Raw genomic sequence first — 25,588 nt, forward strand, 5'->3', positions numbered from 1 at the left:
AATTGCCTTTGTCGCAGATCAAGTGTGCAAGGGACGTGCCCCGCAGCTTTCTCGTTTTCCAGTGGCGAGGGAGTTTGCCCTTGTGGGAGCGAGCTTGCTCGCGATGACAGCGGTACATTCAGCATCAATGTCGGCTGACCCGCCGCTATCGCGAGCAAGCTCGCTCCCACAGGGGTGATCGGCTCAGGGTACAAATGACCCTTTAATGGTTATTTAAACCATAAAGCGTGTGGTCGTTTTTACCCTCTTATCTGACAACCCTAATAAACAAGGGCCTCCAGGCATGGCCCGCGTCTTGCTCAAGCTTTCAGCAATCAAAAAAACCTTGATCCCTCTCGATCCCCAGGAGTCGTCATGAAAAAAGTCATCCAGCCACTGGCCTGGTTTGTGGTGTTGACCTCGGTTCTGGCGTTGGCCAGCGGCGTCTCACTGGGCCTCGTTTGACTTGATCGCCATCCCCTCCTCAATCCTCAGGATGAATTCTTATGGTGCTTCATCGCGTCCATCACCAGATTCTGCGCAGTCATCACTTGTTCGAGCCGTTGAACGAAGAACAGCTGGATGAATTGATGAGTACCAGCCACTTGTTGAGCATCGACAAAGGCGAACCGCTGTTCCGTCAGGGCGAGCCGGCAGACTCGTTTTATTTCATCATTGCCGGGGCGGTAAAAATCTACCGACTGACACCGGATGGGCAGGAGAAAGTGTTCGAGGTGATCAGCGATCGGCAAACCTTCGCCGAGGCGATGATGCTGATGGACACCCCGAACTATGTGGCCTCGGCCGAAGCGATCTGCCCGACTCAGCTCTATCGGTTATCCAACAACACCTACATGCGCCTGCTGCAGAGCAATAGTCGACTGACCTTTGCGCTGCTTGGCAAGCTCTGCGTTCGCCTGCATCAACGGGTCAACGAAATCGAAACCCTGTCCCTGAAAAACGCCACCCACCGGGTCGTGCGCTATCTGCTGACGCAGCTGGTGCGCCAGCAAACCGTTGACAGCCAATTCGAACTGCCGATGGCCAAGCAATTGATTGCCGGGCATCTGTCGATCCAGCCGGAAACCTTTTCGCGGATTATCCGTCGCCTGATCGATGAAAAAATCATCACCCAGGACGGCCGCCAGATCGCCATTCTCGATCGTCTGCGCCTGGAACAGTTCGAGTGAGTGCCATGCCCGTCTGTTTGTATTGCCAACACGTAAACCCTGCGCAAGAAACCGAGTGCCGCCAATGCGGCATGCCCCTGCCGGCATTCGCCGCACAGGCGGGGGAACGCCGGCTGCGCCGATTCATGTGGTTCTGCATCGGCCTGACGATTTTCTGCGTGACGATGTTTTTCTGGCTGCCGCGCAGCATCTCCTGAAGACACACAGTCCCCTGTAGCAGCTGGCGAAGCCTGCGTTCGGCTGCGAAGCAGTCGTAAATCCTGAGTCCCGTTTTTATCTGACACACCGCGTGGACTGGGTTTACGACTGCTTCGCAGCCGAACGCAGCCTCGCAGGCTCGGCAGCTGCTACAGGGGACCGTATCCATCACGGCTGGGTCAGCTGGCGATACAACTGCGGCAAGCGCAGGGGTAATTGCTCGGGCTGGCGGATCAAGGTATAGCCATTGGCGCCGAACATGTAAGGCAGGTAATCCCCGGCCTCGCGATCAATCGTGATACAGAACGGCGTCAACCCCTGACGCCGCGCCTCCAGCACCGCTTCGCGGGTGTCTTCAACGCCGTAGCGCCCCTCATACAGATCCAGATCATTCGGTTTGCCATCCGTCAGCAGCAGTAACAGTTTGCTGCGTCGTTTGCTCTTGCCCAGCAGTTGGGTAGCGTGGCGAATGGCAGCACCCATGCGCGTGTAATAACCCGGTTTCAGCCCTTGAATGCGACCGCGGGTGTTGTCGTCATAACGCTGGGTGAAGGATTTGAGTTCCTGCATGCGCACTTGATGACGACGCAGCGAGGAAAACCCGTACAGGGCGAAATCATCGCCGAGCACCGACAGGGTTTCGCCGAACAGCAGCAAACTGTCGCGGATCACATCAATCACCCGATGCTCATCGTTCAAGTGCGCGTCGGTGGACATCGACACATCGGCCAGCAACAGGCACGCCAGGTCGCGGCGCGTCTGCCGCTGTTCCATGAACAGACCGCGTTCCGCACACTGGCCATGCTCGCGTTCAACGTGAAAATCCAGCCAGGCTTGCATGTCCAGTTCAGACCCTTGAGGTTGCTGGCGTAACCATTGGCGGTCATTGCGCAATTGCTCGAACTGGCGGCGCAGACGGTGCGCCGAGGATTTCAGACGTGGCGGCAGTGGCTGCGCCTCACAATCGCGGGGCACCATCATTTGCAGATTGACGAAGGCGTCCTGCATCTGTTGTTTGCGATAGTCCCACTCCGGCAACTTGATGCCTTCGCCCAGGGGAATATCGTCAACATCGGCGGGCGGCAAATCCAGGTGCAGCTTGAGGCCGCCGCCCTTGCGCAGACGGGTGCGCGACAGGCTCAACTCGTCCAGGTCCTCGGCGACTCTGGCCGCGTCCGGGTCTTCGCTGTCGTCTGACCAGCGATCCAGGTCGACGTGTTCGGTCCAGCTGAACAGGTTCTCCAGGCGCACGATCAGCAACCCGCCGTCGCGGCTGCCATCATCGATCCGCCTGGCGCGTTTGCTTGCGCCTTTCTGTTCGCCGGGCGGGGGCGTCAGAGTCTCTTCCGACTCGTCCCCCAGGTCGGCAGCCTGCGGACTCGCGAGGTTTTGCGGCGGGTACAACCACAGCGGCAGCGGCCAGGCGGCCCGTTCGCTGCGGGGAAAATGTTCGACACTGCCCGGCTCGCGTAGCGCCTGGCATAACGCCCGTTCCAGCGCAGCTTCGCCGGGGTTCAATGTTGCCGGATCCGGGCGAAGTTGCAGATGAGCATCGACCAAACGTTTGTACCGGGCACACAACGCGGGATAGCACCGCAACAGCTGTTGCGTCCAGCGTTGATTGTCCCGACCCCAGTGCCGCATTTGACCGGCCTGGGCTGCCAGCAGCGCGAGCCAACGATAGAGTTCCTCGTTCAGTGCAACTTCAGGAAAGACCGCAAGGTTCGACGGCAGACGAAGGTTGGTCTCGTCGCACCACGCCAAGGGCACTTGCTTGCAGGTGCCGGCGATCTGCTGCAGCACGTTGCGTCGCAACAGCAGATCGCGGTCGCTGGCGGCTTCGACACCGATGCCGCTGGCGCCGCCCATGGCGCGAAACAGCAGCGCCAGCGGTCGTTGCTGGCTGGCCAGTTCGACGCGTGCTTCGGGGAAGTCCGGGCTGGCGCGCCGGGTGATGAAACGATGCCAGACGCTGCCTACCCACTCTTCCAGTTCGATAGTAAAGGCCACGACATTTGCCCTTTTTGGTAAACCAAAAAAACGGCCCGCTGTATCAGCCGGGCCGACCTTTTCTAGCCGTTACACCGGCTCATGAAGGGACAACGGCAGCCGGGGCGCGTAAGGCTGCGCGGCCACGTTGCTTGAAGCTGAACAGGTAACAGAGCAGCCCTGCGAGGAAACCGATACCGGCGCCAAAACGAGCCCAGAACAGCACCTGCAGATGTTCGACCGTGGACATGAACGGCAAGGCAACCCCATCGACCTGCCAGCGTTGCAGGTAGACCTGTACGACACCGGCAGCGGTGAGGAACAGCGTGATCATCACCATCGACAGGGTCATCAACCAGAAGCCCCAGATTTCGAGGGTCTGCGAGCGCTCATCACCGGCTTCACCCAATCCGCGCAGCCGTGGCATGGCGTAGCTGATCAAGGTCATCACGATCATCGCGTAAGCACCGTAGAAGGCCAGGTGACCGTGAGCCGCGGTCAGCTGCGAACCGTGGGTGTAGAAGTTGACCGGAGCCAGGGTATGCAGAAAACCCCAGACGCCAGCGCCGAAGAAGGCGGTTACCACGGTTCCCTTGGCCCACAGCGTGGCCGCGCGGTTCGGGTGTTGCCGGCGACGTTTCTTCACCATGCTGAAAGCGAAGATCACCATGGCCAGGAACGGTAGCGGTTCGAGTGCCGAGAAGATTGAACCGACCCACAACCAGACCTCGGGCGCACCGATCCAGAAGAAGTGGTGTCCGGTACCGATGATCCCCGTTATCAGCGCCATGGCGATGATCACGTAGAGCCATTTCTCCACGACTTCCCGGTCTACACCGGTGATCTTGATCAGGACGAAGGCCAGCATCGAACCCATGATCAGTTCCCACACGCCTTCTACCCAAAGATGCACCACCCACCACCAGTAGAACTTGTCGCGGGCCAAGTTGCCGGGGTTGTAGAAGGAGAACAGGAAGAACACCGCAAGCCCGATCAGCCCGGTCATCATGACCATGCTGACGGTGGTCTTGCGACCTTTGAGCAGGGTCATGCCGATGTTGTAGAGGAAGCCCAGGCACACCACCACAATGCCCATCTTGGTGATGGTCGGCTGTTCCAGGAACTCTCGTCCCATGGTCGGCAGTAGTTCGTTATGGGTCAGCTTGGCCAGGCCGGCATACGGCACCAGCAGATAGCCCAGGATCGTCAACACACCAGCGGCGGCGAATACCCAAAACAGAATGATCGCCAGTTTCGGACTGTGCAGTTCGCGGTCGGCCTCTTCCGGAATCAGGTAATAGGCGGCGCCCATAAACCCGAACAGCAGCCAGACGATCAGCAGGTTGGTGTGCACCATCCGCGCCACGTTGAAGGGAATGATCGGGAACAGAAAGTCCCCTATCACGTATTGCAGGCCCATGATCAAACCGAACAGCACCTGACCGAGAAACAGGATCAGGGCAAACACGAAGTACGGTTTGGCCACGGCTTGCGAGGCGAATTTCAGATGCGGATTAGCAATGCTCATCGCTTAGCCCTCCTTGTTTGGCGGCCAGCCATTGGTGTTGATTTTCGAGCTCCATTTGAGGAACTCGGCGATGTCATCCACCTCCTGTTCACTCAACTTGAACTGAGGCATCGCGCGCCGGCCCGGTACGCCCAGTGGCTGCATTTTCATCCAGGCATGCAGGAAGGGTTTGAAGCCCGCTTCTCCGCCGCGCCGCTGGAACACGTTGCCCAGCTCAGGCGCGAAGTAGGCGCCCTCGCCCAGCAGCGTGTGGCAGCCGATGCAATTGTTTTGCTCCCAGACCAACTTGCCGCGCACCACTGACTCGGTGAGCTGCGCTTCATTGCTGCGGGCCGGAAAGGTCTGTTCCGTGTGATAGGTCAAGGCCAGGAATATCAGGAAGAAGAAAATGCTTCCCCCGAAGTAGATATTCCTGGCCATGCCTTTGGTGAAGGTCTCTGACATGGTCGCTTCCTCTTTGCTTGGCCCGTCCATGATAGGAAGCGAAGGGTTGAAACCTGCTTGATGGCGATCAAGAAAGGCAGATGGTTTTGGTCGGGTATAGATCGTATGGCTGACGAAGATCCAATGTGGGAGCGAGCTTGCTCGCGATGGCGGTCTGACAGTCGACGAAGATGTTGAATGTTATGACCCCATCGCGAGCAAGCTCGCTCCCACATTGGATTTGCGGTGTTTTACAGACGGTGTTCCTTCAGTGGAACGACACCAGTGTCAGCCCCACAACGGCCGCCAACACCAGCGCCCAGCTCAACATCAACCGGCGCCACAGTCGCGGCGCGTGGCGCATCTCCATGAACCCATCGGTGATCAGCCACGCCTTGCCGACCGCCACCAGCAAAATGACAATCGACAACAACCACGTCGCCCCGGCCTGCGCCAGCATCACGGTGCAGACGCTTAACGTCGCGAGCGCTGCCCAAAAGACGAGCAAAACCCTGGAAACAGACATGAGAACCTCGTCAACTCAGCACGTAGACCAGCGGAAACAGCATGACCCAGATCAGATCGACCATGTGCCAATACAACACGCCGGATTCAAAGCCACTGCGCTTGCTGGCGTCGTACAGGCCACGGCGACAGCGCTCGGCCAGCCATCCGAGAATGACCATGCCGAGCACTACGTGGAGAAAATGAAAACCGGTAAGGATCCAGTAGAGCGTGAAAAAGGTGTTGTGTTCCATGCCCAGCCCCGAGGCCAGCAAGTGTCGGTATTCCGTGAGTTTCAGCCCCACGTAGACACTGGCAGCGAGCAACGCCATCAGCAGGAAGACGGCGCCGTAACGGGATCGTGAGCGCCTGACTTGCTCCTGCGCCAGCGCGGCGAGCAGCCCCGCGGTGAGCAGGCTCAGGGTCATCGCCAGCCCGGTGGAGGTGTTCAGCAATAGACGGCTTTCACTGAACATCTGCGGCTTGAGCGCCTGGGTCACGGCGAACGCCAGGATCAGGATGGCGAACACCGACAGCTCGGCCAGAATGAAAAACCACATCGCCAGATCGCCCGGCAAGTGGCGTTGCGAAACGCCCGTGGACTCAGCCGAAGTGGACATCAACCACGTCCATCAGCGCGGCGACGGTCAGCGGATCATCGCTCAGCGGCTCGGCCAGACAGGCCATGCACGCCTCACGGGGGCTCATGCCGGAGCGGATCATACGCGCCGTGAAAATCAGCAGTCGCGTTGAGGCGACCTCCTCCAGATCATGTTGATCGAGCCGGCGCAGCGCCTGGCCCAGCCGCACCACTTGCGCCGCCAGCGCGTTGTCCACCTGAGCCTCGCGGGCAACGATGCGTTCCTCATCGGCCACTGGCGGATAGCCGAAGCGCATCGCCACGAAGCGTTGGCGGGTGCTGGGTTTCATGCCTTTAAGCAGGTTCTGGTAACCGGGGTTGTAAGACACCACAAGCATGAATGACGGCGGCGCCTTCAGCACTTCGCCGGTGCGTTCCAGGAACAGCTCCCGACGATCATCGGCCAGTGGATGCAGTACGACCACGGTGTCCTGACGCGCCTCGACCACTTCGTCGAGGTAACAGATGCCGCCTTCACGCACCGCGCGGGTCAGTGGCCCGTCTTGCCACCAGGTGCCCTGGGCACCGATCAGGTGACGGCCGATCAGGTCGGCCGCGCTCAGATCGTCATGGCAAGCCACGGTGTACAGCGGCAGTTTCAGCCGATGGGCCATGTGCTGGACGAAACGGGTTTTGCCGCACCCCGTCGGGCCTTTGATCAGCACCGGCATGCCGTGTCGCCAGGCTTGTTCGAACAGCGCCTCTTCATTATTGAGCGGTTGGTAGAAGGGTTCGATCGGGTGTTCGCAAGACTGGGTACGGTCCATGGGCTGCCTGTTCCAAAAGCGGATTCAAGGAACACGCTACGGGCCCCTGCGACAACCTGGCAAGTGAGATGGCCGGCAAACTTGATCGTCGTCAAGCGAACATTGGCCTGCTCGGGCATAGCCTTGCACGGCACTAAGAACCTGCGTTCTGCGCTGCCGTTTCAGCACATCGCAAAGGTCTTGCCTGAGGAGAAATGGAATGCTGATCAGCAATAGAAAAACGTTTGCCCTGACCCTCGCCACATTGTGTTCGTCACTGGCCCTGGCGGTGAGTCATGCCGCCAGCGCTGAAGAGCCCGCCGCCGCGGCCACCCCGCCCATGGTCAAAACCGCTGGTGCTCCCGACATGAGCCAGGACGAATTCGACTCATCCAAGGAAATCTACTTCCAGCGCTGCGCAGGCTGCCACGGCGTTTTGCGCAAAGGGGCGACGGGCAAACCGCTGACACCGGACATTACCCAGAGCCGCGGGCAACCGTATCTGGAGGCCTTGATTACCTACGGCTCACCGGCGGGCATGCCGAACTGGGGGACGTCCAATGCGCTGACCAAGAATCAGATCACGGTCATGGCCAAGTTCATTCAGCACACGCCGCCGACGCCACCGGAATGGGGCATGGCCGAGACGCTGAAAACCTGGAAAGTGCTGGTCAAGCCCGAGGACCGTCCAAAGAAGCAACTGAGCAAACTCAACCTGCCCAACCTGTTTTCGGTGACGCTGCGCGATGACGGCAAGATCGCCCTGATCGACGGTGACAGCAAGAAGATCGTCAAACTCATCGAGACCGGTTACGCGGTGCACATCTCGCGGATCTCTGCCTCAGGTCGCTACCTGCTGGTGATTGGCCGAGACGCGCGGATCGACATGATCGACCTGTGGCCGGTCGAGCCAACCAAGGTCGCCGAAGTCAAAGTGGGCATCGAGGCACGCTCGGTCGAGACCTCCAAGTTCAAGGGCTACGAGGACAAGTACACCATCGCCGGTTCTTATTGGCCGCCGCAATTCACCATCATGGATGGCGAAACCCTGGAGCCGAAGCAGATCGTCTCGACCCGCGGCATGACCGTCGACAAGCAGGAATATCACCCGGAACCCCGGGTCGCGGCGATTATCGCCTCCCACGAATGGCCGGAGTTCATCGTCAACGTCAAGGAAACCGGCAAGGTCATGCTGGTCAATTACCAGGACATCAAAAACCTCACCGTCACCTACATCGACGCCGCGCCCTTTCTGCATGACGGTGGTTGGGACAGCACGCACCGCTACTTCATGACCGCCGCCAACAACTCCAACAAGGTCGCCGTGATCGACTCCAAGGAGCGCAAGTTGACCGCGCTGGTGGACGTCGGCAAAACCCCTCATCCGGGTCGCGGCGCCAACTTCAACCATCCGACCTACGGCCCGGTCTGGGCCACCAGTCACCTGGGTGATGACGGCATCTCGCTGATCGGCACCGACCCGACCAAACACCCGCAATACGCTTGGAAGCAGGTCGCCTCACTCAAGGGCCAGGGCGGCGGATCGCTGTTTATCAAAACCCACCCCAACTCTCGCCACCTGTACGTCGACACCACCCTCAACCCGGACGCGAAACTCAGCCAGTCAGTCGCGGTGTTCGACATCGACAAACTCGACGCCGGCTACACCGTGCTGCCCATCGCCGAATACGCCGGCATCAAACAAGGCGCCATGCGCGTCGTGCAACCGGAATACAACAAGGCCGGCGATGAAGTCTGGTTCTCCGTGTGGAGCGGCCAGGCAGACGAGTCGGCGCTGGTGGTGATCGACGACAAAACCCTGAAGCTCAAGTCAGTCATCAAGGACAAACGACTGATCACACCCACCGGGAAGTTCAACGTCTACAACACCCAACACGACATCTATTGAGCTCCATCAATGCAAGGAAACACCATGAAAAATACTCTGTTCTCACTGTTCGCCCTGACCGCTGCGCTGAGTGTGCAGCCGGCCATGGCCCAAGACGCGCTGGAGCTGTTCAAGAGCAAACCCTGCGCAGCCTGTCATTCCGTCGACACCAAGATTGTCGGCCCGGCGCTCAAGGATGTAGCGGCCAAGAACGCTGGCGTACCCGGGGCCGTGGACACCCTGGCTGGCCACATCAAGAACGGTACACAAGGCAATTGGGGCCCGATGCCCATGCCGGCAAACCCTGTCACTGAAGAAGAAGCAAAAATTCTCGCGACCTGGGTACTGACACTCAAATAACCGCCTGGAGGGCGTCAAGATGGTTTATCGACACGCTGTGATTCTGGCGGCCCTCCTCCTCATTTGCGCAACCGCGGTTGCGGCGCCGGACGCCCAGCGTCAGGTGCAACTCGAACACCTGCTGACCCAGGACTGCGGCGCCTGCCATGGGCTGCACCTCACCGGCGGGCTGGGCCCCGAACTGACGCGCGCAGCGCTGGCCGGCAAGTCACGGGACAGCCTGATTGCCACCGTCAGCCAAGGCCGGCCCGGCACCGCGATGCCCGGTTGGGCCCCGTTGCTCAGCCCCGGCGACATCCGTTGGCTGGTCGATCTTCTTATCCAGGGATATCCCGCATCATGATCCGTTCAATCCTGCTGTCAGCGGCGACCGGGCTGTTGTTGTCCGCTTGCGTTCAACCACCGTTGCGCGGCACCGGTGATCTGGGCGTGGTCGTGGAGCGCGCCACCGGTAGCGTGCAAATCATCGAAAGCGACACCCACACCGCGCTGGCCCGACTCGAAGGTTTCGGCGACCTGTCCCATGCCTCGGTGGTGTTCTCGCGTGACCAGCGCTATGCCTATGTGTTCGGGCGCGACGGCGGGTTGAGCAAAATCGATTTGCTGACCCGACGTATCGATCATCGAGTTATCCAGGGTGGCAACAGCATTGGCGGGGCCATCAGTCAGGACGGCAAGTTGATCGCGGTGTCCAACTACGTGCCCGGCGGGGTCAAGGTGTTCGATGCCGACACCCTGCAGCAGGTGGCCGATATTCCGGCCACGCCGCTCGCCGATAGCAGCAAGCGCTCCCGGGTGGTCGGCCTGGTCGACGCGCCGGGGCAACGTTTTGTGTTCAGCCTGTTCGATACCGGCGAGATCTGGACCGCCGATTTCAGTCAGGGCAACACACCGCAGATCAGCCGTTTCACCGGCATCGGTGAGCAACCCTACGACGCCCTAATTACCCCCGATGGGCGCTATTACATGGCCGGCCTGTTCGGTGAAGACGGCATGGCGCAACTCGACCTCTGGCATCCAGAGCGCGGCGTGCAACGGGTACTCGGCGACTACGGACGAGGCCAGGCGAAACTCCCGGTCTACAAGATGCCGCACCTGGAAGGCTGGGCCGTCGCCGACAATCAGGCCTTCGTACCCGCCGTCGGCCGGCATCAAGTGTTGGTGATGGATTCACTCAGCTGGCAGCAGACCGCGGTGATCCCGCTCGCCGGTCAACCGGTGTTCGTTACCTCGCGCCCGGACGGCCGACAGCTATGGGTCAATTTCGCCTACCCGGACAACGACCGGGTTCAGGTCATCGACACCGAAACCCATGCCGTGGTCGCGGATCTGAAGCCGGGGCCGGCAGTGTTGCACATGGAATTCACCGCACGCGGCGACCAGCTGTGGCTGTCGTTACGCGACGGCGATCAGGTTCAAGTCTGGGATCCGTACAGCCTGAAGCTGCTGAGTACCCTGCCAGCCTCCGCGCCAAGCGGCATCTTCTTTAGCAGTCGCGCGCAGAAAATGGGGTATTGAAATGGACCTTGAACTGCTCAGCCGCCAACTCATCGACCGCTTCCAGCACGGCATGCCGCTGTGCCCGACACCGTACAAAGAGATGGCGCGGATTCTCGGGTGCCGCGAATCGCAAGTAATGGCCTGCCTGGAAGAAATGGACCGGGCCGGCACCCTCTCACGCATCGGTCCGGTGTTCGAACACAGCCGCGCCGGGGCCAGTACCCTCGCCGCCCTCGCCGTGCCCGCCGAACACCTGCAACAGGTGGCCGATCGTGTCAGTCAGTACCCCGCGGTCAATCACAACTACGCACGGGAGCATTTCTACAACCTGTGGTTTGTGCTGACCGGCCCTGATCGCCAACACATCGACCGTGTGCTCAAAGAACTGGAGGACGACACCGGCCTCATGCTGCTGGACCTGCCGATGTTGACCGCCTACCGCATCGACCTCGGCTTTGCCCTGGGAGAAAACTCATGAAGCCCGGATTGAGCCCCAAACAAGCGCTGGCGCTGCGCCGGCACCTTGAAGGCGGATTGCCGCTGGTAGCGCGCCCCTATCAGGAACTCGCCGAACGGATAAACACCGACGAAAACCAGGTGCTCGAACAAATGCGCCAGTGGAGCGAGCAAGGGCTGTTTCGCCGTATCGGACTGGTGCTGCACCATCGCGCGCTGGGCTTTACCGCCAACGCCATGCTGGTGCTGGATATTCCTGATGCGCTGATCGACGAGGTCGGCCAGCGCCTGGGGCGAGCGCCCGGCATTAACCTTTGCTATCAACGGCCCCGGCGCTTGCCGCAGTGGCGGTACAACCTGTTTTGCATGGTGCACGGGCGCCAACGTGACCAGGTGGAGGCGCAGATTCAGGCATTGCTTGAAGAGCATCTGCTGAGCGACCTGCCCCATCAATTGCTGTTCAGCACCCAGGTCTTCAAACAGTGCGGCGGCCGATTTGCGCCCTCGCGCACAGGAGCACCGACCCATGGATGACCTCGACCGTCGCCTGATCAACCGCTTGCAACTGGGCCTGCCGCTGGTGCGCCACCCCTGGCGGGTATTGGCTGCCGAACTGCAGAGCAGCAGCACAGAACTGCTCGACCGACTGCATGCCCTGCTCGATGACGGCGTGCTCACACGCTTCGGCCCGATGTTCGACATTGAACGGCTGGGCGGCGCCTTCACCCTCGCCGCACTGGCTGTCCCGGAAGAGCGTTTCGACGACGTCGCCGAGCAACTGCATGGCCTGCCTGAAGTGGCGCACAACTACCGACGCGAACACGCCTGGAACATGTGGTTCGTGCTCGCCTGCGCAACTGAACATGACCTGACCGAGACCCTGCACCGCATCGAAACCCTGACCGGCTTGCCGCTGCTCAACCTGCCCAAAGAGGAGACCTACCATGTCGGTCTGTATTTCCCGGCCTGAAGACACCCTCGTCCAGCGTCTGATCGTGTTGACCCAGGCCGGTCTGCCGCTGCTGGACGACCCGTGGGCGTGGCTCGCCGAACAGCTGGGGCTGAACATCGAAGCCACCCTGGATCTGCTCAAGCGCTTGCAGGCCGAGGGCGCGATTCGGCGGATTGCCGCCGTGCCCAATCACTACCGGCTGGGCTATCGCCATAACGGCATGACGGTCTGGGATGTGCGCGACACCGAGATGCCGCGCCTTGGCGCGCTGATCAGCGCGCAACCCTTCGTCAGCCACTGCTATCGCCGCCCACGCCGAACCGACTGGCGCTACAACCTGTTCGCCATGGTGCATGGCCGCAGCAGCGATGAAATCAACAGCTACCGCGAGCACCTGCGCTACTTGCTGGGCGACGCCTGTGGGGCCGACGAGATGCTGGTGAGCAGCCGCATCCTGAAAAAAACCGGCTTGCGCCTGATGCCGGTCAGTTAGCAACGCATACCTTGTAGCAGCTGGCGAAGCCTGCGTTCGGTTCGGGCCGCGATCGGACGCAGCAGTCGTGAAATCAGGCAGTGCGGTATGTCAGACACACCACGCACACAGGTTTTACGACTGCTTCGCAGCCGAACGCAGCCTCGCAAGCTCGACAGCTGCTACGGGCATCAGGCTTGCGTTTGCCTATTGCTTCGCGCTGAACACGCTCTGACTGAAGGAGAGTTACATGTTGAGGATCAGCCAATACCTGCGTGCACTGGCCGGCCAGGCCCCTGCGCCGAGAACCAGTCCACCGGGCAGTAACCGGGCGCCGGTGGTGATCTGGAACCTGCTCAGGCGCTGCAACCTGACCTGCAAACATTGCTACGCCACCTCGGCCGACAGTGTCTTTCGCGATGAACTGGATACGGCCGCTGCGCTGACCGTGATCGACGACCTGCACGATGCCGGGGTGAAGGTGTTGATTCTTTCCGGTGGCGAGCCGCTGTTGCGCGAGGATCTGTTTGTGCTCAGTGCCTACGCCCGGACCAAGGGTTTCTTTGTGGCCTTGTCCACCAACGGCACACTGATCGATGAGCAGAACATCGCGCAGATCAGCGCGGCGAATTTCGACTACGTCGGGATCAGCATCGATGGCCTGGAAGCCACCCATGACGCCTTCCGCCAACTCAAGGGCAGCTTCGCCCGTTCCATGCAGGCGATCCGGCTCTGTCGCGAACAGGGCATTCGCGTCGGCCTGCGCACCACCCTGACCCAGGAAAACCATGCGCAACTGCCCCAATTACTCGCGCTGATGCGCGAGTACGACGTGCAAAAGTTTTACCTGTCGCACCTCAACTACAGCGGTCGCGGTAAACGCAGCCGCAAACTCGACGCGCACCAGCAGATGAGCCGCGAGGCCATGACGTTGATCTTTGAGCGCGCCTGGGAAGACATTCAACAGGGCCGCGACAGCGACTTTGTCAGCGGCAACAACGATGCCGACGCCATTTTGCTTCTGCAATGGGCAGGCCTTCGTCTGCCCGAGCATTACCCACGCCTGGAAAACATGCTCCGCGCCTGGGGCGGCAACGCGTCGGGCAGCGGCATTGCCAACATCGACAACACCGGCGAAGTGCACCCGGACACCTACTGGTGGCAGCACTCAGTGGGCAATGTCCGCCGCACGCCGTTCCGCACGTTGTGGCTGGATCAGCCGGATGCCCTGTTGTTGCGCCTGCGTGAACATCCCCGAGCCGTCGGCGGTCGTTGCGCGCAATGCCGCTGGTTGCCCATCTGCAACGGCAATACCCGAACCCGCGCCTGGGCCGAGGGAGATCTGTGGGGCCAGGACCCCGGCTGTCATCTCAGCGATGACGAAATCGGTGTGCCGCCATTACCCACCATCCCTTGCATCACCCACCGAATAGCCCGTCCGGCCAACCACCTGACAAAGGCTGGGGCCGGCCAACCTGATGAAGCACCAAGGACGTCCCATGCCTCCATCAATTGCTATACCGGCCTCACTTGAGTCCCCGTTCCGACCGGGCGAAGTTGCCCTGGTCGGCGCCGGCCCCGGCGATCCACGCCTGCTGACCCTGCGCGCTTGGAGCCTGCTGATGCAGGCCGACGCCGTGGTCTATGACCGACTGATCAGCCCCGAACTGCTGTCGTTGATCCCCCTCACCTGCGCCCGCCATTACGTCGGCAAGGCCAGCGGCTGCCACAGCCTGCCCCAGGAACAGATCAACGAACTGCTGGCCGACCTCGCCGATCAAGGGCAGCGCGTGGTCCGGCTCAAGGGCGGCGACCCGTTCATTTTTGGTCGCGGCGCCGAGGAGCTGGAGTACCTGCTGCAACGCGGCATCGACTGCCAGGTGGTGCCGGGCATCACCGCCGCGTCGGGTTGCAGCGCTTACGCAGGCATACCGTTGACCCACCGCGACCTGGTCAATTCCTGCCGATTCATTACCGGCCATTTGCAGCGCGATGGCGAGTTGTCGCTGCCCTGGAGCAGCCTCGCCGACAGTAGCCAGACGTTGGTGTTTTACATGGGCTTGTCGAACCTGGGGATCATCGCTCAGCGTTTGATCGAAGCCGGGTTGTCGGCCGACACACCGGCGGCGCTGATCAGCAACGGCACGCGTCCCGACCAGCACGTCGCCCGTGGCAAGCTGCACCAATTACCGACCCTGGCGCTGGATTGTCCACCGGGCATTCCGACACTGACGGTGATCGGCACCGTGGTCGATCTGTTTGGCGCAGAACAACTGGAATACCCGGCGCGGCTTTACCCGGCCCAAGCACTGCAACGCCACGCCAAGGTGGCGATATGAGGCGCATGATCCTTGCCCAGCTTTTATGGGTCAGTACGGCCCAGGCCGGCGCAGCGGCTCCGGCATTTGAACAGGCGGCGGAAAACTATCAGCAGCATTGCCAGAGCTGTCACGGCATTAACCGTCTCGGCGGTGCGGGGCCGGCGTTGTTGCCGGAGAGTCTCAGCCGGATCAAACCAGACGAAATTCGCAGCGTGATCCAGAACGGCCGCCCCGCGAGCCAAATGGCCGGGTATGCCACTGTGTTCAGCCCCACGCAGATCGACGCGCTGGTGGATTACCTTCAGCAACCGCCCGCCACCCCGCCCACCTGGAGCAATGACGAAATTCTCGGCAGTCACTCGATGCTCGCGGATCTCGGCAAACTGCCCACCACGCCCCAGCATGGCGCCGACCCGCTGAACCTGTTCGTGGTGGTGGAAGCCGGCGACCATCACATCGACATCCTCGACGGTGACCGCTTTGAAGTGCTGGCGCGGTTTGCTTCGCACTTTGCCGTGCATGGCGGGCCGAAGTTTTCGCCGGACGGACGCTTCGTCTACTTCGCCTCCCGTGACGGCTGGATCAGCCTGTATGACTTGCACAACCTGAAGTTGATCGCCGAGGTCCGCGCCGGTCTCAACACCCGCAACCTGGCGGTGAGCAAGGATGGACGCTGGGTGCTGGTGGGCAACTATTTGCCCGGCAATCTTGTAGTGCTCGATGCCCGCGATCTGTCGCTGGTCAAAACCATTCCCGCCATCGGTCAGGACGGCACCGCGTCACGGGTCAGCGCGGTCTACTCCGCCCCGCCGCGGGACAGTTTTATCGTGGCGCTCAAGGACGTGAAGGAAGTCTGGGAACTGTCCTGGGCCGGCACACCGGATTTCGAACCACGGCGGATCCCGGCCGGGGACTTTCTCGACGATTTCTCTTTTTCACCGGACTACAAACAGCTGCTGGCCACGTCGCGCAAGGCCCAGGGCGGTCAAGTGATCGACCTCGACAGCGGCAAGGTGGTCACCGACATACCGCTGCCGGGCATGCCGCATTTGGGCTCGGGGACCTATTGGAAACGCAACGGCGAGTGGGTGTTCGCCACGCCGAATATCAGCAAGGGGCTGATCTCGGTCATCGACTTCAAGACCTGGAAACTGATCAAGGAAATCCCGACCCTGGGGCCGGGTTTCTTCATGCGCAGTCACGTCAACTCACGGTATGCCTGGAGCGACGTGTTCTTCGGGCCCGACAACGATGCGATCCACCTGATCGACAAACAGACCCTGGAGATCGCCCACACGCTGCGCCCGATGCCCGGCAAAACCGCCGCTCACGTTGAGTTCACCCGTGACGGTCGTTACCTGCTGTTGAGCATTTGGGCCACCGACGGTGCGCTGATCGTTTACGACAGCAACTCCCTGAAGGAGATCAAACGTATTCCGATGAACAAGCCTTCGGGCAAGTACAACGTGGGGAACAAGATTGAGTTTGCCGAGGGGACTTCGCACTAGGCCTTGGGTGTATATCCGTTTCTTCGGTAACGGCGGCTGGCGGTTTCGCTCTTACAGCGAGTCACTTGGAAAAGCCCCAAGTAACCCGCCGTAAGGGCGGAACCCTAAGTGGCCGTTACCGTAACAACGGATATGTACTCTATGTACTCCGAACGTAAACATTTACCCTTCAGCCCAAGGTGTAACCGTTATCGACCTTCCAGTCCTGACCATAGACACCCCGTGCACCCTGCGACAGCTGAAAGACAATCACATTGGCCACCGCCGCCGCGTCGAGAAAGTGACCCGGCAGCAGGCGTTTGGTGAGGTGAGTAGCGGTGTCTTCAAGCTGATCTTCGCTCAACCCCAAGTTGTCCCACATCGAGGTCGCCGTCGGTCCCGGCGAGACCAGATTAATGCGTACATCAAAACTAGCAAATTCCACCGCCAGCGTCCGCGCCTGAGCCGCGAGCGCAGCCTTGCTGGCAATGCAGGCGGCCAACCCGGGGAAGCTCGAACCGGTCAGGAAACTCCCGACAAACACCACCGACGCCGGGTTCGCCAATTCACCCCGCAACGCCGCCAGCGTATTCAACGCCCCAGCACCGTTGACCGCCCACTGGCGCTGGAAGGCCTGCATATCCAGGCTGTCGGCCATTTCGGCAATCCCCGCGTTGGGCACCAGATAGTCCACGGGACCCATCGCCGCCGCGCGCTCGGACAGTTCGCGCAGGTCTTGCTGGCTCGTGACGTCCCCGGCAAACCACTGCAACCGTTCGCCGTAGATCTGCTGCAAGGCCGGCAATTCACCGAGGGTCCGCGACATCGCAAGCACCTTGACCCCGCGCGGTAACAGCGCGGCGCACAGTGCCAGGCCAATCCCGGAGCTGGCACCCGTGACCACCGCCAAACGATCCTGAAACTCGGTTTTCATCATTTACTCCTGGGCATCACGGATGCCAAGCACTGGGGACATAGCGAGTCCCTATCTTTGAACAGGAGAAGAAAAAACGACTTGACGGCGATCAGATTTTTTCGACGTCGTTAGTGTTGCTGCAGCAGCGCCGGAGTGATCTCGCTGAACCGCAGCAAGTGACCGCCCTGTTCAGCGGCAAGCTTTTCAGCGGCCTCGCGACTGGAGAAGGACGCCAGCACCACGCCCATGGCACCTTTGAGTTGGGTGCCGACCACGTAGAACGCGTCTTTGGCATCGATCAGGTGAGCGTCATCCGGCGCATTCCAAGGGCTACGGCCCATGTCGTGGACATACAGTCTGGCATCGCCATGATGATTTTCCGGCTGCAACCACCAACCGATCATTTCCGCCGTGGAGCAGAACTTCTTGACCCCGGCCCGCTCGACGACCTCGCCCTTGGGCCCGGGGAATCCGTTGATGATCATTCCGCAGACATGGCATTCATCACTGGGATGAAAGGCTGCAGCGGCGCTGCTGTAGGTGGCTTGTGCCGGGTTGTCACAGGCCGTCAGCAACAGACACATCATCAGGCCCACCACAGCGCGGACCGTCGTCAGATAAAACGTGCTCATCGTCAACTGCTCCAAAACTATCAAAGTGGAAATTCATGTCGCCCGGCGACGAAACAACAGCCAGGCCGAGCCCAATGGCAGCGCCACCCAGAGCGACAGGCACAGCCAGAGCATCGAGCCCGGCATCGGCAAATCGCTGCCCAGCGTCAGCACACCCGCGGTACTGGCGCCGGGCTCAAAACCGGAGAGGTTGATCAGGCGGTAGATGTCAGCGGGGTTGAGCAGCAGCAACCAGGGCAGCACTTTGGGGTTGAACTGCCCTTCGCTGAGCACCAACAGCGCCAGCAAAGCCAGATCGAACACCAGCACGAAGAAGAACCAGACACCCAACGCCAGCCCGGCCGCCGTGGATTTCTCGGCGGACACACTGCTCAGCACATAGGCCAGCCCCAGAAACCCCCAGCCCAGCAACGTCGACGACGCCATGAACCGGCCAAAGGCCCAGAGCAGCAGGCTCAGTTCGACATCGTCCACCAGCACCGCGATGGCCAGCATGGCGCAGCCGAAACCGATCAGTGTCGCCAGCGCCAGGATCAACCCGTGGCCGACGAACTTGCCGAGCAGGATCTGCCCGCGACCCAGCGGATACGTCAGCAACAGCAGCAACGTGCCGCTCTCGTCCTCGCCGACGATGGCGTCATAGGCCAACAGCAACGCAATCAACGGCATCAAAAACGTCGCCAGACTGGCGAGGCTGGCGATGGTAGCCGGCACCGACGTGAAACCCAATTGCCCGGAGGCCGCGGCGCCCAGCCAGGCGATGCCGATGGCCAGCACCGCGAACAACACACTGATCGCCAGCAACCAGCGATTGCGCAAACCGTCGCTGAATTCCTTGCGGGCCATGTTCCAGACAGCGTTCATACGGCCTCCCCGATCGGCGCCGCAGCGGCCCGGCTCATGTAGTAGCGGTAAATATCTTCCAGAGACGGCTGATGGATTTCCAAGTCAGCCGGTTCGTCTTCATTGAGCAGTTGGCGCAACAGCCCGAGCTTGCTGCCATTGAGCGCGGCGACTTCAAGACCTTCGACGCCCCAGCGCTCGGTGACGTGCCCGGCGTTGTTCCAGCGTTGCTGCAAGGGCCCGGCGTGCTTCAGGCCGTTGGCGCGAATCAGCGTCGGCAACCCGGCTTCCTCGCGCAAACTGTGCAGACTGCCCAGAGCCAGCAGGCGGCCCTGGGTCAGAATCGCTGCGCGGTTGATGTGCGCCTCAACACCCGGCAACACGTGAGAACAGAGAATGATGCTGGTGCCCTGGCTGCGCAGGCGATCGAGCAAGCGATAAAGATCCTGGGTGGCGATGGGATCGAGGCCGACGGTCGGCTCGTCTAGCAGCAACAAACGCGGCTCGCCGAGCAGCGCTTGCGCCAGCCCCAGGCGTTGGCGCATGCCTTTGGAGTAGGTCTTGACCCGCCGATACGCCGCACCGGCCAGGCCGACCTCCTCCAGCAGTACGTCCACCTGAGCGGACGCGGCGCCTTTGAGTCGCGCGAAATGGCGCAAGGTCTCACGACCGCTCAGCTGCGGGTAAAAGGTCACGTTCTCCGGCAGATAACCAAGCAAGCGCCGCACGTGGGGATCACTGGGCAAACGGCCGAACACCCTGACCTGCCCTTCGCTGGGCTGGAGCAGGCCAAGCACCAGTTTCATGCTGGTGGTCTTGCCCGCGCCGTTGTGCCCGAACAAACCCAGCACTTCACCTTCCGCCAGGCTGAGGTTCAACCGATGCAACACGGTGGCGCGCCCATAGCGCTGGCTCACGCCTTGTAGGTCGATGACGTTCATGCGTTGGGCTCCTGGGTCAGGGTTTGAGTGGATGACTTCATCAGCGGATGACTGTCGAGCACTCCCGGCGATTTCATCACCGGAAAGGCCCGTTGCACCCAGCGCAGCAACTCGATGCCGGGGCTGTTCATCAACAGTCGCACCTGCGGGTACAGCCACAGCAGACGGTCGACGTTGTCATTGGGTTCGTAGGCGATATCGCCGAGGCCGTCGTTGTTGCGGTCCCAGCCCAGGTAATCGCTCCAGTAATTGCCCCGGCCATCCGCTGACCATTCCTGCAAGCGGGTGGCGACGTACTTGACCTGCCGCTGGTTGCCAACAAAAGCGTTGTCGGCGATGCGGTTATCTTCCGAGCCCGCGGTGAGATGGATGCCCACGGCGCTGTGCTCGAAGTGGTTGTGTTCGATGCTGTTGAACAGCGAGTTGTAGATGAACAACGCCTTGCCCTCGGCGCCGCTGATCATGCTGTCGCCGGTCGAGCCGTCGCGCACGTCAGTGACGAAGTTGTCACGCAAGGTTGAATAGGTGATGTAGTTCATCAGGATCCCGTAGTTCTGATCCTGTTCGGAGCGATTGCCGATCACCGTGAGCTTGCGGCTTTGCATCAAGGCGTAGCCGGTGCGGGTACGGCGGGTGGTGTTACCGATCAGTTGGTTATCGTTGGCGAACATGTAATGCACGCCGTAGCGCAGGTCTTCCAGGGTATTGCCTTGCAGCAGGTTGCCGTTGGAGGTGTCGATGTAGATGCCATCGCGGGTGTCGCGCACCTGGTTGCCAATGACCTTGGCGCCATGCACGGCATACAGATGAATGCCGTTGCCGCGATCTTGCGAGCGCATCGTCGGATCACCCTGAATGCGGTTGTCGATCAGGCTCACATCCGCAGTGCCGTCGACCCAGATACCGAACCCCTGGCCTTGCAGGCGATTGCCTTTAATCACCGCGCCATGGGCCTTGGGCTGGATAAACACTGCCGCGTTCATGGCCGTGAGGTCGTGGCCCCAGTCCAGAAAGGTGCAGCCCTCAATGCCGACATCCGGCGCACTGATGATCAAACCGTTGCCCTGCCCCTCGCCCTGAAATACCGCGCCCGGCTCGCAGACAATCTGCATCGGTTGATCGACGCTGAACGAACCACGGTATTCCCCTGCCGGCAGGTGCCAGCGTTGATCGGCATCCACCGTCAACGGCAACGTGGTGATGGGTTGCACCGCCAGCGCGCTGCCGGACATCAGTAGGAGCGCAAGCGCAATGACCTTCACCGGGTTTCCCTTGCTATCAGTCATTGCTTCGCTCCTGTCGATGGGCAACGGTCAGGCCTTCTCGACCTTCATGCGACCGACCATTTCCATGTGCAGCGCATGGCAGAACCAGCTGCAGTAGTACCAGTGCAGGCCGGCCTTGTCGGCGATGAAGGTGATCGATGAGGTCTGCTGCGGGCTGATCTCCATGCTGACGCCATGGTTGGTCATCACGAAGCCGTGGGTCACGTCTTCAATCTGGTCGATGTTGGTGATGGTCACCGTGACCTCGTTGCCCTGCTTGACGGTGAACTCCGGCAGGCCGTAGGCCGGGGCCATCGAGGTCATGTAGACGCGGACTTTGTTACCGTCGCGGATGACCTTGTTGTCGGTCTCCAGCTTGATCCCGTCTTTGGCGGCGATCGCTACGGTCTCGGCGAAAAACGGGTCGTTGCGGTCCCAGATCTTCTTGGTCTTGATCTGGTCGCGGCGGGCCATGACGCAGTCGTGGGGTTCGGCAAAGGCCGGGCCGTCGTGCACCAGTTTCATTTCCTCGCCGGAAATATCGATCAACTGATCGTTTTCCGGGTGCAGCGGGCCGGTCGGCAGGAAGCGGTCCTTGGAAAACTTGCTGAGCACCATCAGCCATTGGCCGTCGGCCTCGCGGGTTTCGGTCAGCGACGCATGGTTGTGCCCCGGCTGATACTGCACGTCGAGTTTCTGCTTGATGTAGTTGACCTTCTCGCCGGTGTAGGCGCGAACGGCCTCCTCCACGTTCCACTTCACTACCTGGCTGTCGATAAACAGCGTGGTGTAGGCATTGCCGCGGCCGTCGTAGGTGGTGTGCAGCGGGCCCAGACCCAGTTCCGGCTCGCCGACCACCGCGTCACGCGGGTCCTTCAGTTTGTCGTCGAACAGATCATCCAGCTTCGCGGTGGCGATGATCGTGCAAGTGGGCGAGAGTTTGCCGGCGGCAATGAAGTACTTGCCATCGGGCGTCATATTGATCCCGTGGGGGTTCTTCGGCACCGGGATGTAGCGGGTGAACTCGCTGTCCTTGCCGTCGTTTTTACGGCCGTCGACCACCGGCACCTTGGAGTCGCCCACGGTGATGAACTTGCCGGCCTTGATCGCCGCTTCAACGCGTTGAATGTTGAACACCACCACCCAATCGCGCTCATTGCGCATCATGCCGCCCAGGTCGTAGGCCTTCTCCGAGTTGTAGCAGGTAGAAGCCGCGTACTTGCCGGTGTAATCGGCGTCGGTGTTATCGAGGTTGCCGTCAACGATGACCTGGAAGGCCATCTCCATTTTCTCGGCATCGATGGCGTTGAACATGGTGTAGCTGTTCTTGTCCTGCAGGTCGAAGGTGCTGCCGTCATTGGGGTGAGGAATCACGAATTCGGCATTGGCGAACACGTATTTTGTGTGCGGCACTTTTTGCAGGCGTAGCCCGTGAACGGCCTGCACATTGGGCACGGTGAGCATCTTGTCGCACTTCATGATGTCCAGACGGATGCGCGCAACGCGGCTGTTGGCCTTGTCGTTAATGAACAGGTATTTGCCGTCGTACTTGCCGTCAGTCATGGACAAATGCGGGTGGTGGCAGTCGCCATTCCGGAAATGCGCGCTGTCGCCCATGATCCGTTTGCTTTCGTTGGTCAGGCCCCAACCGGTGGCGGAATCGACGTTGAACACCGGAACACGCAACAACTCGCGCATCGACGGAATGCCCATGATCCGCACTTCCCCCTGATGGCCGCCACTCCAGAAACCATAGTACTGGTCCAGCTCGCCCGGCCCGACGTGGGTTTTCAGTTGCGCGTCCTTGGCCGCTGCCGCCCATGTCTCACGGGTGAAGACCGCGCCACCAATGGCCGTGGCGCCGGCCAGTACCGCACCGGTCACCGCGCTGGTGCCCAGGAAGCCGCGACGACTGAGGCCGGTCGGTTCCGGCACTTCAGTGGTCTTTTTGGATTCTGTGTCGTTCATCAGGTGTTTTCCTTGAAGGGATAAAAACGGTCACTGCGGACGGGCGCTCGCGGGGTTCATTCCAGAGCGGTCACTTCCACGACAGGTATCAGTTGCACAGCGGCGGGTGCCGGTTTGCCGCGCTTCTTGCGCTTGTTGATCAGCGGCGGGCATTTGTTGTCGTTCTGGTACGTCATCTGGCAATCGAGGCAGTAGTGGCACTCGTTGGCATTGATCCGGCCATCGGGGTGAATCGCCTGGATCTCGCATTCCTTGGCGCACAGTTGGCAGGGTGTGCCGCAGTCCTTGCGGCGTTTGAGCCAGTCGAACAGGCGCAGTTTGGTCGGAATCGCCAGCGCCGCCCCCAACGGGCAGATGTAGCGGCAATAGACTTTGCGCGTGAAGATGTTGATGAGCAGCAGCGCCACCGCGTAGAGCACGAACCACCACTGGCGGTCGAACCTGAGGGTGATGACGGTCTTGAACGGCTCCACCTCGGCGAACAGCTCGGCGGTGGACATCGACTCCAGGGAGATGCCGAACAGCAGAAGCAAAATGATGTATTTGATCGCCCACAAGCGCTCATGCACCGCGAACGGCAATTCGTATTGAGGGATTTTCAGCTTGCGCGCGGCCTCGTTGATCAACTCTTGCAAGGCGCCAAACGGACACAGCCAGCCGCAGAACACGCCGCGACCCCACAGCAGAATGCTCGCGGCGGCGAAGACCCAGAGCATGAAGATCAGCGGATCGGTGAGAAACAGCTCCCAGCGGAAGCGCTCGAACAGCGCATGCACAAAGGTCAGGACATTGACCACCGACAACTGCCCCAGCGCATACCAGCCGATAAACACCACGGTAAAGACCAGGTAACCGCGGCGCAGCCAGTGCAGAAAATGCGGCCGGCGGGTGAACTTGTCTTGCAGGAACAGGATGGCCGTCAGCAGCAGCAACGCAGCCCCGAGGACGCCGATCTGGAAGTGTTTCTGGTACCAGATGGTCAACCACATTGGTCGGCTGGCTTCCTCGAGGGCCGCCAGTTCTTCGGCGCTGGGCAGTGGCCGTTCAAGGTACGGCTCGGGCAATTGATAAGGCAGTTCAAAGCTGCTGAACGTGCCACTGAGCGGCCCGGTCTGGCGACGCACCAGCAACTCCAGGGACCAGGGCGATCCCGGATCAAACTTCGCCGGTTCGCGCACAATGAAAATCGACATCTCAGTGAATTCCGGCATGCCCTTGGCGAACACGTCGGAGAGCCGCTGATGGTCCATGTCGCGAAAACTGATGACGTTGCCGAACTGGCGCAATTGCACCCGATCGAAAATCCCGCCGCGCACATACCCCGAGCCTTTATAGGAAAACAGCCCACGACCCAGCACCGCGATGGCCTGTTCGCCGGGCTTGAGGTCTTGCATGAGGAATCGATATTGATTGTCGCCCAGCAGCGCGCGGCCGATGGTCGGCGGATTCAGGTCGGCGGTGTAGAGCTCGATAAAGGTCTCATCCACCTGATCGGCGGCGGCGTTTTCCACGCCTTCGGCGTCGGTGCCCTTGAAGGCGGCGTCGACCTGGCCACGGGTCAGGTTCAAGCGGCGGATGGCACCGTTGCCGGTCAGTTGTTCCCAGGTGGCGGGCTCGAAAAAGTCCAGCCGTACGGTGGCGGGCTTGCGTGCCACACCGGCCGTGTCCTCGATCAGTTTCAGCGATACGGCCACCTCATGGGCGGCGCGCATGATGACCTCGTTGACCACCATCGCCGTGACGGTTGCGCCGGCGATGGCATCGACCGTGACCGCGTTCGGGTCACTGGAGTGGCCGACGACGACCCGCTGGCTGACCTTGATGCCTTTGTATTTGGCGCTGAAGCCGTGAAGTTTTGCCTCAGGGATGCCTATCAGCAGAATCGGCTCGTGGTGTTCCAGCACATAGGCATCCTGAATCATGCCGGTCGTGTCGAGAATCACTTGGGTGTTGATCGGTTTGCCCGAGTAGGCCGGAATATCCACCACGTCCAGGCTTTGGAACACATAACCAAGCACCTTGCCGGCGGCGGACAGTGTGCGCACCTTGAACGGGCCTTCGGGGGCGGAAACGGAATCGGTCAGAGGGAAGGTTTTCTCGATGCGCTGCTGCTCGATGTCACCGTACTGCTTGGCCTGCACCTCCTCGAAGGTGGCGAGCATCAGCATCAGCATGACCACCAGCCCGACGCCCCAGGCGCGCAGGTTGCCGTGTATCGAAGGCTGATGGATTGTCATGGGTTCGCTGATTTCAAAAGGGCTTTCGGTCATGTTAGGGAGCGTTGCGCCCCCTGCCCTTGATTGAAATCAACTTAAGAAAGTAGCCCCGGAAGACAGGCTCCAAGGTAATGCCGATCAGCTAAGCCATTTCAGCCGCAACGCAAACCTTGT

Annotated in this window: 25 protein-coding genes and 1 pseudogene; 13 read left to right on the forward strand and 13 right to left on the reverse strand. The window is 60.8% G+C overall.

Annotated elements, in window-relative coordinates:
- Window positions 1–485: 485 nt before the first annotated feature.
- Both CUN63_RS29665 and CUN63_RS29670 read left to right on the forward strand, forming a co-directional pair.
- Window positions 486–1,169: a Crp/Fnr family transcriptional regulator gene (locus CUN63_RS29665; protein ID WP_046052668.1), complete on the forward strand. Its 684-nt coding sequence runs from the start codon at window positions 486–488 to the stop codon at window positions 1,167–1,169.
- Entirely contained in the window at window positions 1,166–1,366 is a 201-nt protein-coding gene (locus CUN63_RS29670; protein ID WP_178082686.1) for a protein DnrP, read from the forward strand. Before CUN63_RS29665 ends, CUN63_RS29670 begins: the two co-directional genes overlap by 4 nt.
- Before the next feature lie 169 nt (window positions 1,367–1,535).
- Here the strand turns inward: CUN63_RS29670 and CUN63_RS29680 are convergent, their stop codons facing one another.
- The 6 genes from CUN63_RS29680 to CUN63_RS29710 all read right to left on the reverse strand — a co-directional run bounded on the left by CUN63_RS29680 (window position 1,536) and on the right by CUN63_RS29710 (window position 7,218).
- The gene (locus CUN63_RS29680; protein WP_129444714.1) at window positions 1,536–3,377 is read right to left on the reverse strand and encodes a nitric oxide reductase activation protein NorD; all 1,842 of its coding nucleotides are present in this window, start codon (window positions 3,375–3,377) and stop codon (window positions 1,536–1,538) included.
- A 79-nt stretch (window positions 3,378–3,456) separates the two neighbouring features.
- Window positions 3,457–4,884, reverse strand: a complete 1,428-nt coding sequence (locus CUN63_RS29685; protein WP_129444715.1) for a cbb3-type cytochrome c oxidase subunit I — start codon at window positions 4,882–4,884, stop codon at window positions 3,457–3,459.
- A 3-nt stretch (window positions 4,885–4,887) separates the two neighbouring features.
- A complete protein-coding gene (locus CUN63_RS29690; protein WP_129444716.1) occupies window positions 4,888–5,328 on the reverse strand; it encodes a cytochrome c in 441 nt (146 codons plus the stop codon).
- Window positions 5,329–5,575: 247 nt separating this feature from the next.
- Complete coding sequence (locus CUN63_RS29700) at window positions 5,576–5,833, reverse strand: cytochrome C oxidase subunit IV family protein (protein WP_129444718.1); 258 nt, start codon at window positions 5,831–5,833, stop codon at window positions 5,576–5,578.
- A gap of 10 nt (window positions 5,834–5,843) precedes the next feature.
- Window positions 5,844–6,431, reverse strand: coding sequence for a cytochrome c oxidase subunit 3 (locus CUN63_RS29705; RefSeq protein WP_129444719.1), 588 nt, complete (start codon window positions 6,429–6,431; stop codon window positions 5,844–5,846).
- Window positions 6,415–7,218 (reverse strand): CbbQ/NirQ/NorQ/GpvN family protein, encoded by an 804-nt coding sequence (locus tag CUN63_RS29710; RefSeq protein WP_129444720.1) that lies wholly within the window; start codon window positions 7,216–7,218, stop codon window positions 6,415–6,417. The genes CUN63_RS29705 and CUN63_RS29710 overlap by 17 nt, the downstream gene beginning before the upstream one ends.
- A gap of 199 nt (window positions 7,219–7,417) precedes the next feature.
- On the opposite strand from CUN63_RS29710, the gene CUN63_RS29715 reads away from it, so the two are divergent.
- The 11 genes and pseudogenes from CUN63_RS29715 to CUN63_RS29765 all read left to right on the forward strand — a co-directional run bounded on the left by CUN63_RS29715 (window position 7,418) and on the right by CUN63_RS29765 (window position 16,654).
- Window positions 7,418–9,106, forward strand: coding sequence for a nitrite reductase (locus CUN63_RS29715; protein ID WP_129444721.1), 1,689 nt, complete (start codon window positions 7,418–7,420; stop codon window positions 9,104–9,106).
- A 24-nt stretch (window positions 9,107–9,130) separates the two neighbouring features.
- On the forward strand, window positions 9,131–9,445 hold the full coding sequence (locus CUN63_RS29720; protein WP_033062188.1) for a c-type cytochrome: 315 nt from the start codon (window positions 9,131–9,133) through the stop codon (window positions 9,443–9,445).
- A gap of 19 nt (window positions 9,446–9,464) precedes the next feature.
- Window positions 9,465–9,788, forward strand: a complete 324-nt coding sequence (locus CUN63_RS29725; RefSeq protein WP_129444722.1) for a cytochrome c — start codon at window positions 9,465–9,467, stop codon at window positions 9,786–9,788.
- Complete coding sequence (locus CUN63_RS29730; protein WP_129444723.1) at window positions 9,785–10,963, forward strand: cytochrome D1 domain-containing protein; 1,179 nt, start codon at window positions 9,785–9,787, stop codon at window positions 10,961–10,963. Before CUN63_RS29725 ends, CUN63_RS29730 begins: the two co-directional genes overlap by 4 nt.
- A 1-nt stretch (window position 10,964) precedes the next feature.
- Window positions 10,965–11,423, forward strand: coding sequence for an Lrp/AsnC family transcriptional regulator (locus tag CUN63_RS29735; protein WP_129444724.1), 459 nt, complete (start codon window positions 10,965–10,967; stop codon window positions 11,421–11,423).
- Window positions 11,420–11,935 (forward strand): Lrp/AsnC family transcriptional regulator, encoded by a 516-nt coding sequence (locus tag CUN63_RS29740; RefSeq protein WP_129444725.1) that lies wholly within the window; start codon window positions 11,420–11,422, stop codon window positions 11,933–11,935. Before CUN63_RS29735 ends, CUN63_RS29740 begins: the two co-directional genes overlap by 4 nt.
- Window positions 11,928–12,371, forward strand: coding sequence for an Lrp/AsnC family transcriptional regulator (locus CUN63_RS29745; RefSeq protein ID WP_129444726.1), 444 nt, complete (start codon window positions 11,928–11,930; stop codon window positions 12,369–12,371). The genes CUN63_RS29740 and CUN63_RS29745 overlap by 8 nt, the downstream gene beginning before the upstream one ends.
- Window positions 12,346–12,846 (forward strand): Lrp/AsnC family transcriptional regulator, encoded by a 501-nt coding sequence (locus CUN63_RS29750; protein ID WP_129444727.1) that lies wholly within the window; start codon window positions 12,346–12,348, stop codon window positions 12,844–12,846. The genes CUN63_RS29745 and CUN63_RS29750 overlap by 26 nt, the downstream gene beginning before the upstream one ends.
- Before the next feature lie 229 nt (window positions 12,847–13,075).
- Window positions 13,076–14,251: pseudogene (gene nirJ, locus CUN63_RS29755) on the forward strand (heme d1 biosynthesis radical SAM protein NirJ); the annotation flags it as partial.
- 73 nt (window positions 14,252–14,324) lie between these two features.
- Window positions 14,325–15,164: a uroporphyrinogen-III C-methyltransferase gene (gene cobA, locus CUN63_RS29760; protein WP_129444729.1), complete on the forward strand. Its 840-nt coding sequence runs from the start codon at window positions 14,325–14,327 to the stop codon at window positions 15,162–15,164.
- The gene (locus CUN63_RS29765) at window positions 15,161–16,654 is read left to right on the forward strand and encodes a nitrite reductase (RefSeq protein ID WP_129444730.1); all 1,494 of its coding nucleotides are present in this window, start codon (window positions 15,161–15,163) and stop codon (window positions 16,652–16,654) included. Before cobA ends, CUN63_RS29765 begins: the two co-directional genes overlap by 4 nt.
- A 169-nt stretch (window positions 16,655–16,823) precedes the next feature.
- Here the strand turns inward: CUN63_RS29765 and CUN63_RS29770 are convergent, their stop codons facing one another.
- From CUN63_RS29770 to nosR, 7 genes are all read right to left on the reverse strand, one after another.
- The gene (locus CUN63_RS29770) at window positions 16,824–17,567 is read right to left on the reverse strand and encodes an SDR family NAD(P)-dependent oxidoreductase (RefSeq protein ID WP_129444731.1); all 744 of its coding nucleotides are present in this window, start codon (window positions 17,565–17,567) and stop codon (window positions 16,824–16,826) included.
- Window positions 17,568–17,677: 110 nt separating this feature from the next.
- The gene (locus tag CUN63_RS29775; protein WP_129444732.1) at window positions 17,678–18,181 is read right to left on the reverse strand and encodes a nitrous oxide reductase accessory protein NosL; all 504 of its coding nucleotides are present in this window, start codon (window positions 18,179–18,181) and stop codon (window positions 17,678–17,680) included.
- A 33-nt stretch (window positions 18,182–18,214) separates the two neighbouring features.
- A complete protein-coding gene (locus CUN63_RS29780) occupies window positions 18,215–19,045 on the reverse strand; it encodes an ABC transporter permease (protein ID WP_129444733.1) in 831 nt (276 codons plus the stop codon).
- A complete protein-coding gene (locus tag CUN63_RS29785) occupies window positions 19,042–19,965 on the reverse strand; it encodes an ABC transporter ATP-binding protein (RefSeq protein ID WP_129444734.1) in 924 nt (307 codons plus the stop codon). The genes CUN63_RS29780 and CUN63_RS29785 overlap by 4 nt, the downstream gene beginning before the upstream one ends.
- Complete coding sequence (locus CUN63_RS29790; protein ID WP_129444735.1) at window positions 19,962–21,251, reverse strand: nitrous oxide reductase family maturation protein NosD; 1,290 nt, start codon at window positions 21,249–21,251, stop codon at window positions 19,962–19,964. Before CUN63_RS29790 ends, CUN63_RS29785 begins: the two co-directional genes overlap by 4 nt.
- A 27-nt stretch (window positions 21,252–21,278) precedes the next feature.
- Complete coding sequence (gene nosZ, locus CUN63_RS29795) at window positions 21,279–23,201, reverse strand: TAT-dependent nitrous-oxide reductase (RefSeq protein ID WP_371928239.1); 1,923 nt, start codon at window positions 23,199–23,201, stop codon at window positions 21,279–21,281.
- Window positions 23,202–23,254: 53 nt separating this feature from the next.
- Window positions 23,255–25,468, reverse strand: coding sequence for a transcriptional regulator NosR (nosR, locus tag CUN63_RS29800; RefSeq protein WP_129444737.1), 2,214 nt, complete (start codon window positions 25,466–25,468; stop codon window positions 23,255–23,257).
- Between the last annotated feature and the right edge of the window lie 120 nt (window positions 25,469–25,588).

Source organism: Pseudomonas sp. ACM7, from assembly GCF_004136015.1.
Lineage (GTDB): Bacteria > Pseudomonadota > Gammaproteobacteria > Pseudomonadales > Pseudomonadaceae > Aquipseudomonas > Aquipseudomonas frigoris.

Bases quoted from the DNA above. Each gene is read 5' to 3' on its own strand.
- CUN63_RS29665 (WP_046052668.1), top strand. From the start codon at position 486: ATGGTGCTTCATCGCGTCCATCACCAGATTCTGCGCAGTCATCACTTG.
- CUN63_RS29685 (WP_129444715.1), bottom strand. From the start codon at position 4,884: ATGAGCATTGCTAATCCGCATCTGAAATTCGCCTCGCAAGCCGTGGCC.
- CUN63_RS29690 (WP_129444716.1), bottom strand. From the start codon at position 5,328: ATGTCAGAGACCTTCACCAAAGGCATGGCCAGGAATATCTACTTCGGG.
- CUN63_RS29700 (WP_129444718.1), bottom strand. From the start codon at position 5,833: ATGTCTGTTTCCAGGGTTTTGCTCGTCTTTTGGGCAGCGCTCGCGACG.
- CUN63_RS29705 (WP_129444719.1), bottom strand. From the start codon at position 6,431: ATGTCCACTTCGGCTGAGTCCACGGGCGTTTCGCAACGCCACTTGCCG.
- CUN63_RS29710 (WP_129444720.1), bottom strand. From the start codon at position 7,218: ATGGACCGTACCCAGTCTTGCGAACACCCGATCGAACCCTTCTACCAA.
- CUN63_RS29715 (WP_129444721.1), top strand. From the start codon at position 7,418: ATGCTGATCAGCAATAGAAAAACGTTTGCCCTGACCCTCGCCACATTG.
- CUN63_RS29720 (WP_033062188.1), top strand. From the start codon at position 9,131: ATGAAAAATACTCTGTTCTCACTGTTCGCCCTGACCGCTGCGCTGAGT.
- CUN63_RS29725 (WP_129444722.1), top strand. From the start codon at position 9,465: ATGGTTTATCGACACGCTGTGATTCTGGCGGCCCTCCTCCTCATTTGC.
- CUN63_RS29730 (WP_129444723.1), top strand. From the start codon at position 9,785: ATGATCCGTTCAATCCTGCTGTCAGCGGCGACCGGGCTGTTGTTGTCC.
- CUN63_RS29735 (WP_129444724.1), top strand. From the start codon at position 10,965: ATGGACCTTGAACTGCTCAGCCGCCAACTCATCGACCGCTTCCAGCAC.
- CUN63_RS29740 (WP_129444725.1), top strand. From the start codon at position 11,420: ATGAAGCCCGGATTGAGCCCCAAACAAGCGCTGGCGCTGCGCCGGCAC.
- CUN63_RS29745 (WP_129444726.1), top strand. From the start codon at position 11,928: ATGGATGACCTCGACCGTCGCCTGATCAACCGCTTGCAACTGGGCCTG.
- CUN63_RS29750 (WP_129444727.1), top strand. From the start codon at position 12,346: ATGTCGGTCTGTATTTCCCGGCCTGAAGACACCCTCGTCCAGCGTCTG.
- cobA (WP_129444729.1), top strand. From the start codon at position 14,325: ATGCCTCCATCAATTGCTATACCGGCCTCACTTGAGTCCCCGTTCCGA.
- CUN63_RS29765 (WP_129444730.1), top strand. From the start codon at position 15,161: ATGAGGCGCATGATCCTTGCCCAGCTTTTATGGGTCAGTACGGCCCAG.
- CUN63_RS29770 (WP_129444731.1), bottom strand. From the start codon at position 17,567: ATGAAAACCGAGTTTCAGGATCGTTTGGCGGTGGTCACGGGTGCCAGC.
- CUN63_RS29775 (WP_129444732.1), bottom strand. From the start codon at position 18,181: ATGAGCACGTTTTATCTGACGACGGTCCGCGCTGTGGTGGGCCTGATG.
- CUN63_RS29780 (WP_129444733.1), bottom strand. From the start codon at position 19,045: ATGAACGCTGTCTGGAACATGGCCCGCAAGGAATTCAGCGACGGTTTG.
- CUN63_RS29785 (WP_129444734.1), bottom strand. From the start codon at position 19,965: ATGAACGTCATCGACCTACAAGGCGTGAGCCAGCGCTATGGGCGCGCC.
- CUN63_RS29790 (WP_129444735.1), bottom strand. From the start codon at position 21,251: ATGACTGATAGCAAGGGAAACCCGGTGAAGGTCATTGCGCTTGCGCTC.
- nosR (WP_129444737.1), bottom strand. From the start codon at position 25,468: ATGACCGAAAGCCCTTTTGAAATCAGCGAACCCATGACAATCCATCAG.